The 12,329-nt window shown below is 69.0% G+C and carries 9 protein-coding genes; 1 reads left to right on the top strand and 8 read right to left on the bottom strand.

Features of this window, described 5'->3' with window-relative positions; translation table 11 throughout:
* Nucleotide 1: 1 nt before the first annotated feature.
* From modA to ACWPN7_RS10725, 3 genes are all read right to left on the bottom strand, one after another.
* Nucleotides 2–757 carry a molybdate ABC transporter substrate-binding protein gene (gene modA / locus ACWPN7_RS10735; protein WP_200476073.1) on the bottom strand — a complete coding sequence of 252 codons (756 nt, stop codon included), beginning with the start codon at nt 755–757 and terminating at the stop codon, nt 2–4.
* A 280-nt stretch (nt 758–1,037) separates the two neighbouring features.
* Nucleotides 1,038–2,543, bottom strand: coding sequence for a tagaturonate reductase (locus ACWPN7_RS10730; protein WP_456526045.1), 1,506 nt, complete (start codon nt 2,541–2,543; stop codon nt 1,038–1,040).
* Between the two features lie 27 nt (nt 2,544–2,570).
* A complete protein-coding gene (locus ACWPN7_RS10725) occupies nt 2,571–3,644 on the bottom strand; it encodes an aldose epimerase family protein (protein ID WP_456526044.1) in 1,074 nt (357 codons plus the stop codon).
* Nucleotides 3,645–3,908: 264 nt separating this feature from the next.
* Here ACWPN7_RS10725 and ACWPN7_RS10720 point away from each other — a divergent pair, with 264 nt between their 5' ends.
* Nucleotides 3,909–5,129: an alpha/beta hydrolase family protein gene (locus tag ACWPN7_RS10720; RefSeq protein ID WP_459197341.1), complete on the top strand. Its 1,221-nt coding sequence runs from the start codon at nt 3,909–3,911 to the stop codon at nt 5,127–5,129.
* Nucleotides 5,130–5,146: 17 nt separating this feature from the next.
* Here the strand turns inward: ACWPN7_RS10720 and ACWPN7_RS10715 are convergent, their stop codons facing one another.
* The 5 genes from ACWPN7_RS10715 to chvE all read right to left on the bottom strand — a co-directional run bounded on the left by ACWPN7_RS10715 (nt 5,147) and on the right by chvE (nt 12,225).
* Nucleotides 5,147–6,973, bottom strand: coding sequence for an IlvD/Edd family dehydratase (locus ACWPN7_RS10715; RefSeq protein ID WP_492273275.1), 1,827 nt, complete (start codon nt 6,971–6,973; stop codon nt 5,147–5,149).
* Between the two features lie 110 nt (nt 6,974–7,083).
* Nucleotides 7,084–8,061 (bottom strand): Gfo/Idh/MocA family protein, encoded by a 978-nt coding sequence (locus ACWPN7_RS10710; protein WP_459197339.1) that lies wholly within the window; start codon nt 8,059–8,061, stop codon nt 7,084–7,086.
* 8 nt (nt 8,062–8,069) lie between these two features.
* Nucleotides 8,070–9,281, bottom strand: coding sequence for a multiple monosaccharide ABC transporter permease (gene mmsB, locus ACWPN7_RS10705; protein WP_459197338.1), 1,212 nt, complete (start codon nt 9,279–9,281; stop codon nt 8,070–8,072).
* Entirely contained in the window at nt 9,278–10,861 is a 1,584-nt protein-coding gene (mmsA, locus tag ACWPN7_RS10700) for a multiple monosaccharide ABC transporter ATP-binding protein (RefSeq protein ID WP_459197337.1), read from the bottom strand. Before mmsA ends, mmsB begins: the two co-directional genes overlap by 4 nt.
* 287 nt (nt 10,862–11,148) lie before the next feature.
* Nucleotides 11,149–12,225, bottom strand: a complete 1,077-nt coding sequence (gene chvE / locus ACWPN7_RS10695; RefSeq protein WP_040138175.1) for a multiple monosaccharide ABC transporter substrate-binding protein — start codon at nt 12,223–12,225, stop codon at nt 11,149–11,151.
* Nucleotides 12,226–12,329 lie beyond the last annotated feature (104 nt).

Here is a 12,329-nt window from a genome sequence, read left to right as displayed (position 1 = left end):
GTCACATCTTCGGGGCGGGTGGGAAGCCGAAGCGCTGGAAGGTGGCAAGGCCGGCGTCCGAGGCCAGGAAGTCGGCGAAGCGCTTGGCTGCGTCCGGCGCGGCGCTGGTCTTCAGCACGGCGACGGGGGCGTATTCGGCCTCGTACCAGTCCGGCGGGATGGCGAGGACCGACAGCTTGCCGGGATTCTGCGCGGCCTCCGACGCGCCGATGATGGCGGCGTCCACGTTGCCGTCCAGCACATAGAGGGCGAGCTGCTTCACGGTCGCGGCGCGGACGGTGACGTTGCGGCGGATCGCCTCGCCCTGGCCGGACTTGTCCAGGATGTCCTCCGCCGTGCGGCCCAGCGCCATGGCCTGCGGGTCGCCCAGCCCGACGCGGACGCCCGGCTTGGCGAGGTCGGCGAAACCGCGGATCACCTCGGCTTTGCCTGGCGCCACGGCCAGCACCGGGCCGTGCACCACCAGCACCTTGAGGTCGGCGACGGCGTCCAGTTCCTTCAGCTTGTCGGTGTAGAAGGTCGTGCCGGGGATGAACAGGTCGCCGGTTCTCGTCTCGGCGAAGCGGGCAAGAAGCTGGCCCGACCCGCCATACTCGGCCGTCACGGCAATCCCGGTTTCCTTGCGGAACGCCTCGATCAGCGCGTCCACCGGCGGGCGGAGGCCGGCGCCGACATAGGCGTGGAGGTCCTGGGCCGCAGCAGCAGCGGTCTGAAGGGCGAGCAGCCCGAAGGCGAGAGCGAGGGCTTTCAAACGCATGGACACGGTTCCTTCGGTTCGTTGCGGAATGACGACTCGCCCGACGCTGTATCGATTCGGATACTGCGCTGGATGGACGCTGTCAACAGGCCGTTGTACGCGAAGGTATATAGCGGTTGCGGGTGGGGGTGCTCCCCTCTCCCCTCCGGGGAGAGGGTTAGGGTGAGGGGGGTGCGCTTGTGCCGGACGTTAGTGCCATGCGCATCCCCCTCACCGGCCCTGCGGGCCACCCTCTCCCTAGAGGGGAGAGGGTTATGAAGAGCCGTGTGGCTTAAGGGACTCAGCTCACCAGCGCTTCCAGGGCGCCGCGCATGCCGCGTTCCTCGATCACCGCCAAATGGGTGGCGGTGCGGTGGGCCAGACCGGGGATGCGGGTCAGGTCCTCGCCCCACAGCGCGGCGTTGGACAGCACGGCCTTCACCAGCGCCGCCGGCTCGCCGCCATGCGCGGCCCAGGCGTCGGACAGTGCCGCCAGGACCGCCGCGTCGTCGCGGATGGGATAAGGGCCGGCGTCGCGGGTGCCGGTGCAGGCGCCGTCCGCCGCCGGCGTTCCCTTGTAGAAGCGCAGCAGGGCGGCCAGCGAGAAGGACAGGCCGTCCGGCGCCTCGCCATGGGCGGCCGCGTAATCCTTCAGGCTGGGCAACACGCGTACCTGCCACTTCGACACCGAGTTCAGCGAAATCGCGATCAGCTCGTGCCGGATGTGGGGGTTGCCGAAACGCTCCATGATGGTGCGGGCGTAGTCCTGGCGCTCGGCGTCCGGCAGGGGGACGAAGGGGACGATCTCCCCGAACATCACCGTGTTCAGGTAGGCGGACAGGGTGGCGTCGTCCATCATGCCCTTCACGGTGTCCACCCCCGCCACGAAGGCGGCGAGCGCGCTGGCCGTGTGGGCGCCGTTCAGGATGCGCACCTTGCGGGTGCGGTAGGGCTGCAGATCGTCGGTCCAGACCACGTTCAGCCCGGCCTTGTGCAGCGGGAACTCCTCGGCCAAGGCCGCCGGGCCTTCGATGACCCAGACGTGGAAGGGCTCGCCGGCCACGGCGAGCGGGTCCTCATAGCCCCACGTAGCGGCGAGCGTCGCGGCCTCGTCGCGCGGGTAGCCGGGGACGATGCGGTCGACCAGCGTGTTCAGGAAGTGGTTGTGCGCCTCGACCCAGGCGGCGAAGCCGGACTCCAGGCCCCAGCGCTTGGCGTGGGCGAGGACGATCCGCTTCAGCTTGGCGCCGTTGGCCTCGATCAGTTCGCAGGGCAGCAGGACGAGGCCGCTCTCCGGCGTGCCGCCCAGTGCGGTGAAGCGGGCGTGCAGCAGCGCCGCGACCTTGGCCGGGAAGCTCTGTTGGCAGGCACCGGGGGTGTAGGGCTCCGCCACGTCGGCGATGCCGGCCTCCGTCGTGTTGGACACCAGGAAGCGCAGCGTCGGGGACGTGGCGAGGGCCAGCATGCGGTCCCACGCGGCATAGGGGTTCAGCGCGTCGGACACGCAGCTCACCACCCGGCGGGATTCGACCTCCTTGCCCTGCTCGATGCCGCGCAGCAGGACGGTGTAGAGCCCATCCTGCGCGTTCAGCAGGCCGGCGACGCCCTGGTCCAGCGGCTGGGCGACGGCGACCCCGGCGCTCATCAGCCCGGCGCCGTTGGCGACGTCCATCATCCAATCGACGAAGCCGCGCAGGAAGTTGCCGTCGCCGATCTGGAGGACGGTGACGGGCAGCCGCGGGGCGCCCGCCGTGTGCGTCACATTGAAGGCGTCGGCGGCGAGCGATTCACGGGAAAGAAGAGGCATGACGGAGGGTCCTTTGGGGATCGGAGTTCAGGCGACGCCGAAGCGGTAGACGATGCGGCCCGCATACCACTGGCCGAGGGCCAGCGTGGTGGAGGGGAAGGACGGGATGTTGACGGCGTTGGGGAAGTGCGACGGCTCCAGGCAGAAGGCGCTGTGCCGGGTGTAGAGCGTGCCGCCCTTGCCCAGGTCGCGCGGCGTCTGGCCGTCGAGGAAATTGCCGGTGTAGACCTGCACGCCGGGTTCGGTGGAGAGGACCTCCAGCACCCGGCCGCTGCCCGGATGGACGACGCGGGCGTGCAGCCCGAGCGCGCCCGCCGGCTTGTCCACCGCGTAATGCAGGTCGTAACCCTTGCCGAGCGCCAGCATTGGGTGGTCGGCAGCGATCCGCGCGCCAAAGGCGGCGGGGCTGCGGAAGTCGAGGGGGGTGCCGGTCACGTCCACCAGCTCCCCGGTGGGGACGGCAGTGGCGTCGAGCGCCAGATAGCGGCTGCCGTTGACCGTCGCCACATGGTCGAGGATGGAGGACCCGGCGTCGCCTGACAGGTTGAAGAAGGTGTGGTCGGTGAAGTTCGCCACGGTCGCCTTGTCCGCCGCCACGGCGGTCCAGGCGATGGTCAGGGCGTTGTCCTCGTCCAGCGTATAGACCAGCCGGACGGGCAGGGTGCCGGGGAAGCCTTCCTCCCCGTCCTGGAAGACGTAGGTCAGCTCCAGGCTCGCCTCGTCCAGTTGCCGCGCGGCGAAGGTGCGGAAGCGCGAACCGCGCTGGCCGCCGTGCAGCGTGTTGGGCGGCGCGTTGACGGCGGTGCGGTGCTCCACCCCGTCCAGCGTGAAGCGTCCACCGCCGATGCGCCCGCAATAGCGTCCGATGAAGGAGCCCATGGAGGGCTGCCCGGCCATCGTTTGCTCCAGCGTCTCGTAGCCCTGCACCACGTCGCCGAGGGCGCCGTCGCGGTCGGGCGCCAGGATCTGGACGATCTTGCAGCCGTAATTGGTGATGCGGACGGCCATGCCCCGGCGGTTTCGCAGGGTGAACAGGTCGGTCGGCGTGCCGTCGATGGTGGCGCGGAAGTCCTCGCGCCGGAGGTCGGCATAAGGCGTCATGGCGTGGGTGCCCCTTGGACCGGAGGATGCCGGAAGGATATTGGATATATTAATATATCAGTTATCCGGGACGAAAGAAGAAAGGCACCCGACGCCGGAGTGGGCGCTTTTGCCGCACACAACGAGATGGAGAAGGTCGGCGGAGCAACGTCACGTCCGTTCGGGCGTCTCACCTTCTGCGTGGTGGTTTGATGATGACGGCGACGCGACACTCGAGGGTTGCCGGGGCGCCGCGAACCGCCGGCGGGACTGGGGAGGACAGCCGTGACCACCCTCTTTCACGACGCTCTGCACGAGGATTTCGGCACCTGGCCCATCGCTTACATCCCCTATGGCGGGGCGGAGTTCGGCGAGATCAAGGCAGTCGCCGATGCCATCGGCGATGGTGACGACGGCGCCTATTACGACGCCTGGACCGCGGCGGGCGACCGGCTGGCGCACGAGGCCGACATCGCCTTGGCGAAGGGCCACAAGGCGACTGCCCGTGCCCTCTATCTGCGGGCGAGCGCCTTCCACAATGCCTCCTTCCACCCGCTCTACGGCGCGCCCGTCGATCCGCGCCTGATCGCCGCCTTCCGCAAGGGGACGGCGGCGCTCGACAAGGGGCTCTCGCTCGGACCGCGCCCGGCCATCCCGCTGGCCATTCCCTTCGGCGGGATGGCGATGCCGGGCCGCTTCATCCCGGCGGAGGGTTTCGAGACCCGGGTCCGCCCGCTGATCGTCTTCACCAACGGCTACGACGGCACCATCACCGATATGTATTTCGCGTCGGCGGTGGCGGCCTCACGGCGGGGCTATCACAGCCTGCTGTTCGACGGCCCCGGTCAGGGGGCCATGCTCTATGAGCACGCCGTCCCGCTGCGGCCGGACTGGGAGACGGTGATCGCGGCGGTGGTCGATTTCGCCGAAACCCTGCCGCTCGTCGATGCGGAGCGCATCGCGCTCAGCGGCTGGAGCCTCGGCGGGCATCTCGCCCCGCGCGCCGCGTCGGGCGAGCCGCGCATCGCGGCGATGATCGCCGATCCCGGCACCTGGAGCATCGCCGACGGCTTCCGCGACGTGGTGGTGCACAAGCTCGGCGTCGCGCCGGAGGAAGCGGCCGACCTCGGCGCCCTGGACCAAGGCGTGATCGACCGCATGGACGCCTTCATCCGCAGCCACCGCCAACTCAACTGGAAGGTCGTGCAGCGCGGTTTCTGGGTGCATGGCGTCGCGGACCTGCGCTCCTACCTCGCCTCCGCGGAGCAATTCACCATGCGGGGGCGGGCGCAGCTCATCGCCTGCCCCACCCTGATCGCCCAGGCGGAGGGTGACGCCCTGTCGGCCGGCGCGGGCGCCTTCTTCGACGCGCTCGTCGGACCGAAGACGCTGATGCGCTTCACCGCCGCCGAGGGCGCCGACGGGCATTGCGAGATGGGCAACCGCTCCCTCCTGAACCTCCGCGTCCTCGATTGGCTGGATGACCGGTTCAAGGTTGGGGGCTGACGCCCCCGCCTCCTGGGTCAGTGATTGTCGCGCGGGATGCCCATGGTCTGGGCGACGCGCTGGTACTTGACGGCGGGCTTCAGCACCATGCCCTCGTCGAGCTGGTCGACGATGCCGCGCTGGATCTCCTGCCAGGGGGTCTGCGACGGCGGGATGGGGTAGCCGCCCGCGGCCTCCAGAGCGGCGCGGCGGTCGGCCAGCTCGCCCTCCGGGATCAGGATGTCGGCGCTGCCGCGGCGCAGGTCGATGCGCACCCGGTCGCCGCTGCGCAGCAGGGCCAGCCCGCCGCCTGCCGCCGCCTCCGGGGAGGCGTTGAGGATGGAGGGCGACCCCGAGGTGCCGGACTGGCGGCCGTCGCCGATGCAGGGAAGGGAATGGACGCCCTGTTTGATCAGCGTGGCGGGGGGCCGCATGTTGACCACCTCCGCCGCCCCCGGATAGCCGATGGGGCCGGTGCCGCGGATGACCAGGATGGTGTAGGCGTCGATGCCCAGGCCGGGGTCGTCGATGCGGTGATGGTAGTCCTCCGGCCCGTCGAAGACGACGACCTTGCCCTCGAACGCCTCCGGGTCCTGCGGGTTGGACAGGTAGCGTTCGCGGAACTCGTCGGAGATGACGCTCGTCTTCATGATGGCGGCGCCGAACAGGTTGCCGCGCAGCACCACGAAGCCGGCGTTGGGCATCAGCGGCTCGTCGATGGGGTGGATCACCCGCGTGTCGAGGATCGGCTGCTGGCGGCAGTTCTCGCCGATGGTCCGGCCGTTGACGGTCGGCGCTCCCTCGCGGATCAGCCCCTTGCCCATCAGCTGGGCGACGACCGCGGGCACGCCGCCGGCGCGGTGGAAGTCCTCGCCCAGATACTCGCCGGCCGGCTGGAGATTGACCAGCAGCGGCACGTCGTGCCCGTGGGTCTGCCAGTCCTCGACCGTCAGCGGCACGCCGATGTGCTTGGCGATGGCGTTGATGTGGATCGGCGCGTTGGTCGAACCGCCGATGGCGGAGTTGACGACGATGGCGTTGAGGAAGGCGTCGCGGGTCAGGATGTCGGACGGCTTGAGGTCCTCGCGGACCATCTCCACGATGCGCTTGCCGGTCTCGTAGGCGGCCTGCTGGCGCTCGCGGTAGGGGGCGGGGATGGCGGCGGAGCCGGGGAGCTGCATGCCCAGCACCTCCGCCAGCGAATTCATCGTGGAGGCCGTGCCCATCGTGTTGCAGTAGCCGGTCGAGGGGGCCGACGATGCCACCAGCTCGATGAAGCCCTGATAGTCGATCTCGCCGGCCGCCATCATCTGGCGGGCCTTCCACACGATGGTGCCCGAGCCGGTGCGCTCGCCGCGGAACCAGCCGTTCAGCATGGGGCCGACCGACAGGGCGATGGCCGGGATGTTCACGGTGGCCGCCGCCATCAGGCAGGCGGGGGTGGTCTTGTCGCAGCCGATGGTCAGCACCACCCCGTCGAGCGGGTAGCCGTGCAGCACCTCGACCAAGCCGAGATAAGCGAGGTTGCGGTCGATCGAGGCGGTCGGCCGCTTGCCGGTCTCCTGGATCGGGTGGACGGGGAACTCGATGGCGATGCCGCCGGCGGTGCGGATGCCTTCGCGCAGGCGTTCGGCCAGGACCAGATGGTGCCGGTTGCAGGGGCTGAGGTCGGACCCGGTCTGGGCGATGCCGATGATGGGCGCGCCCGATTGCAACTCCTCCCGCGTCAGCCCGAAATTCAGGTAGCGCTCCAGATAGAGCGCGGTCATGTCGGGGTTGTCGGGGTTGTCGAACCACGCGCGCGACCGCAGCCGCCGGCCGGAGCCGATTTCCGGGTGCTGGGGAGAGGGTTTCGTATCGGACATGTCGGCACCAATTCGGGTTGGGGGCGCGGACCGGGGGCGGCCGGCGCCGGGGTCGTTCGGAGCCTCGTTCGGGCGTCGTTGGGAGTCGGCCGGGCGGTGCGCCCGGCGCTTTACCAGTGAAAGGCGTCGGTGGTGCGCCAGCGCCCGACCAGACAGGCGTCGGCGACCAGTTGCAGAGGACGGGCGTCGACGTCGCCGGCCGCGTCCCCGATCAGATGGTGGAAGCGGCGGTAGATGCCCTGGTACTCGGCGTCGGGCTCGGCCAGCACGGGCACGCCGTCCACGCTCAGCCGCGTGCCGCCATGGGTCAGGTCGAGCCGCCCGCTGTTCGTTTCGATGGCGATGGCCCAGGTCTGCTCGCCCTCCTGGAGGAAGTCGAAGGCGGCCGTCACCGTCCCGACGGCGGAGCCCGCAGCCCCTTCCATGCGCAGCGTCGCGGCGATGGGCGTGTCGCGGTTGGCGGGGACCCGCAGTTCGGCGTCGCGGACGACGACGGGGCCGGGCAGGATTTCGGTCAGGATCGACAGGGCGTTGATGCCCGGATCGAAGACGCCGAAGCCCCCCGCCGCGAAAATCCAGTCCTGGCCGGGATGCCAGCGCCGCACGTCCTCCTTCCAGGTGATGGCAACGTGGCGGACGGTGGCGCCGGCCAGCCGCCGCCGCGTCTCGTCCACCGCCGCGTTGAAGCGGGAGTGCCAGGCGGCGAACAGCGTGCGCTTGGCGCCCTCCGCCGCGTCGAGCAGCAGGCGCAGCTCCGTCAGGGTGGCGGCCGGCGGCTTCTCGATCAGGACATGCTTGCCGGCGCGCAGCGCTTCCACCGTCAGGGCGTGGCGGACGGCGGGCGGCGTGGAGATCGCCACGGCGTCGAGGCCGGGCAGGGCGGCCAGCATCTCCCCCTGGCTGCGGAAGACCGGCACGTCGCCGAGGCCGGTTTCCTCCGGGGTGGCGCCGTGCGGGCTGACCACCGCAGCGAGGCGGAACAGGCCGGTGGCGGCGATGGCCGGGACATGCTGGTCGCGGGCGATCTTGCCGAGGCCGACGATGCCGAGGGTGAGCGGGGCGGGGGGAAGGGGGGTGGGACGGGTCATGACGGTCCTCACGCCTTGTTCTTGTTGTAGACGTCGATGGTCACGGCGGCGAGCAGCACCATGCCCTTGATGACCTGCTGCCAGTCGATGCCGATCCCCAGGATCGACATGCCGTTGTTCATCACGCCCATGATGAAGGCACCGATCACCGCCCCGGTCACCCGCCCGACCCCGCCCGACGCCGAGGCGCCGCCGATGAAGCACGCGGCGATCACGTCCAGCTCGAACGAGACGCCGGCCTTCGGCGTGGCGGTGTTCAGCCGCGCCGCGAAGATCAGCCCGGCCAGCGCAGCCAGCACCCCCATGTTGACGAAGGTGTAGAAGCTGAGCCGCCGGGTGTCGATGCCGGACAGCTTGGCCGCCTTCTCGTTGCCGCCCAGCGCGTAGACGCGCCGCCCCACCGTGGTGTTGCGGGTGACGAAGCTGTAGAGCGCGATCAGCACGCTCATGATGATCAGCACGTTGGGCAGGCCGCGGTAGGAGGCCAGCAACTGCCCGACATAGATCAGCACGGCGGCCAGCGCGACGTTCTTCGCAATGAACAGCGGCAGCGGCTCCTGCTCGATGGCGACGCTCTGCCGGCGCAGGCGCGCCCTGGTGTTCATCGCCACCATCGCGGCGGCCACGGCCGCGCAGAGCAGCAGGCTGGTCAGGTGGAACTTGCCCAGGTTGAAGGCGTCCAGCGCCAGGAAATCGGGGATGAAGCCGGAGCTGAGGCGCTGGAACTCCACCGGGAAGGGACCGACCGACTGGCCGGCCAGCAGGATCAGGCACAGGCCGCGGAAGACCAGCATGCCGGCCAGCGTCACGATGAAGGAGGGGATGCGCAGATAGGCGACCCAGAAGCCCTGCACCGCCCCGATCGCCGCCCCGGCCAGCAGGCACAGCAGCGTCGTGGTGACGAAGTCCAGGTGGAGCCGCACCATCAGCGTCGCCGCCAGCGCGCCGATGAGGGCGACGACCGAGCCCACCGACAGGTCGATGTGCCCGGCGACGATCACCAGAAGCATGCCCAGCGCCATGATGACGATGTAGCTGTTCTGCAGCACGAGGTTGGTCAGGTTCAGCGGCTGGAGCAGCGTGCCGTCGGTCATGTACTGGAAGAACAGGACGATGGCGACCAGCGACAGCAGCATGCCGTACTCGCGCATGTGCGCCTTCACGAACCGTCCCATGGACACCCGCGGGCCGCGCGCCGGAAGGTTGAGTTCGGCACTCATGGCAGAGCCTCCCCGGACATCAGCGTCTCGCCGGAGCGCATGATCGCTCCCATGATTTTCTCCTGGCTGGCCTCGGCCGCCGGCATCTCGGCGACCATTTCGCCGGCGTTCATCACGTAGATGCGGTCGGCGACGCCCAGCAGCTCCGGCATTTCGGAGGAGATCAGGACGACCCCCCGGCCCTCGGCGACCAGCTGGTTGATGATGGTGTAGATCTCGTACTTGGCGCCGACGTCGATGCCGCGGGTCGGCTCGTCGAGGATCAGCACCTGCGGGCCGGCGAACAGCCACTTGCTGAGCACGACCTTCTGCTGGTTGCCGCCCGACAGGTTCACCGTCTCCTGGAACACGTCGGCACAGCGGATGCGCAGCCGGCGCCGGAACTCCTCCGCCACCTGGACCTCGCGCTCATGGTCGATGACCCAGCGTTTCGCCACACCCCTGAGGTTCGCCAGAGTGACGTTGTGGCGGATGTCGTTGTCGAGCACGAGGCCGAGATGCTTGCGATCCTCCGTCGCGTAGGCGAGGCCGTTCGCCATGGCCCGGCTGATGGTGGAGACGTCGATCTCCCGACCGTCGAGGAAGGCCCGACCGCGGATGTTGCGGCCGTAGGAGCGGCCGAACAGGCTCATCGCGAACTCGGTGCGGCCGGCGCCCATCAGCCCGGCGATGCCCACCACCTCGCCGCGGCGGACGGTCAGGTTCACGTCGCGGACGACGCGCCGGCCGGGATGGGCCGGGTGGTCGGCGCTCCAGCCCTTCACCTCGAACAGCACCTCGCCGGACACGGTGGTCCGCCTGGGATAGCGGTCCGACAGGGCGCGCCCGACCATGCCGCGGATGATGCGGTCCTGGCTGACCACGGCCTCGCGGCAATCCAGCGTCTCCACTGTCGTGCCGTCGCGCAGGATGGTCACCCGGTCGGCAACCTTGGCGATCTCGTTCAGCTTGTGCGAGATGAGGATGGAGGCGATTCCGCGCGCCTTGAACTGCAGCAGCAGGTCCAGCAGGGCGTCGCTGTCGCTCTCGTTCAGGCTGGCGGTCGGCTCGTCCAGGATCAGCAGCTTGACCTCCTTGGACAGCGCCTTGGCGATCTCCACGAGCTGCTGCTTGCCGACGCCGATGTCCGTGATCAGGGTCTCCGGCGGGTCGTGCAGCCCGACGAGGCGCAGCAGCTCCCGCGCCCGCAGGGTGGCGGCGTCCCAGTCGATCACGCCACGGCTTGCCTGCTCGTTGCCGAGGAACAGGTTCTCGGTGATCGACAGCAGGGGAACCAGCGCCAGTTCCTGGTGGATGATGATGATGCCCAGCCGCTCGCTGTCGGCGATGCCGCGGAAGGCCTGGGGCTGGCCGCGGAAGCGGATCTCGCCGTCGAAGCTGCCTTGCGGGTAGACCCCGCTCAGCACCTTCATCAGCGTCGACTTGCCGGCGCCGTTCTCGCCGATCAGCGCGTGGATCTCGCCCTCGCGGACCGACAGGTTGACGTTGTCCAGCGCCTTCACGCCGGGAAACGTCTTGGTGATGCCCTTCATCTCCAGGATCGGCATCGCCAGACTGGACCGCTCCAGGATGGAGTCCATGAGAATCCTCCAAGGAACCTGCGATCGCCCGAGCGCACCTCAGTCCGGTGGCGGGTCGCTCGCATTTTCAATCCCCTCTACCCTCCGCTCACGCGCAAACGAAGTTTGCGCTGACGCGGCAGGCGGACCTTTGGTCCGCCGAAAGCGGGGAGAGGGTTAGGGTGAGGGGGTTGCGCTTTTGCCGGACGCACCGTCACGCGCATCCCCCTCACCGGCCCTCCGGGCCACCCTCTCCCCAGAGGGTAGAGGGTTATGAAAGCCAAATGCGCCCACCCCGCGCCGCTTCGTCACTTGAACTGGGCTTCGGTGTAGTAGCCGCTGCCGACCAGCGTGCTCTTCCAGTTCGACGCGTCCACGCTGACCGGCTTCAGCAGATAGGCCGGGACGACCTTCTTGCCGTTGTCGTAGGTCTTGGTGTCGTTGACCGGCGGCGTGCCGCCACCCAGCACCGCGTCGACCATCTCGACCGTGACCCGGGCAAGCTCGCGGGTGTCCTTGAAGACGGTGGCGCGCTGCTCGCCCGCCAGGATCGACTTGATCGAGGGCACCTCGGCGTCCTGGCCGGTCACCACCGGCATCGGCTGCGACGGCGAGCCGTAGCCGACCCCCTTCAGCGAGGAGATGATGCCGATGCTGATCCCGTCGTAGGGCGACAGCACGGCGTCGACGCGGCGGTTGCCGTAGAAGGCGCTCAGCAGGTTGTCCATGCGGGCCTGGGCGGTGGCGCCATCCCAGCGCAGGGTGGACACCTTGTCCATGCCCACCTGGCCGCTGCCCACCTTCAGCTTGCCGCTGTCGATGTAAGGCTGCAGCACCGACATGGCGCCGTTGTAGAAGAAATAGGCGTTGTTGTCGTCGGGGGAGCCGCCGAACAGCTCGATGTTGAAGGGACCCTTGCCGTCCTTCAGGCCCAGCGCGTCGACGATGTAGCTGCCCTGGAGCACGCCGACCTGGAAATTGTCGAAGGTCGCGTAATAGTCCACGTTCTCCGACCCGCGGATCAGCCGGTCGTAGGCGATGACCTTGACGCCGCGGTCCTTGGCCTGCTGGAGCACGTCGGTCAGCGTTGTGCCGTCGATGGCGGCGATCACCAGAACCTTGCTGTTCTTGGCGACCATCGTCTCGATCTGGGCAAGCTGGTTGGGGATGTCGTCCTCGGCGTATTGCAGGTCGGTCTTGTAGCCCTTGGCCTGGAACTGCTTGACCATGTTGTTGCCGTCGTCGATCCAGCGGGCCGAGGACTTGGTGGGCATCGCGATGCCGACGGTGGGCTTGTCCTGCGCCAGCGTCGGCGTGGCGGCGACGGTGAGGGCCAGCACGCCGACGGCCATCCCGGCCAGTGTGGTCGTGAACGAAGAAGACATGGGCCGATTTCCTCCCCCTTCTGCGGCACCGGGTTGACCACACCCGCGGCTCTTGAACGGGTGTCGGGTGGCGCAATGTTTGTAAGGCTAGCAATAGGCCGAAA

The sequence above is a fragment of the Azospirillum sp. UENF 312511 genome (genome assembly GCF_058780635.1).
Note: the sequence above shows the minus strand (reverse complement) of the source record. Positions and strands in the feature narration are given on the sequence as shown.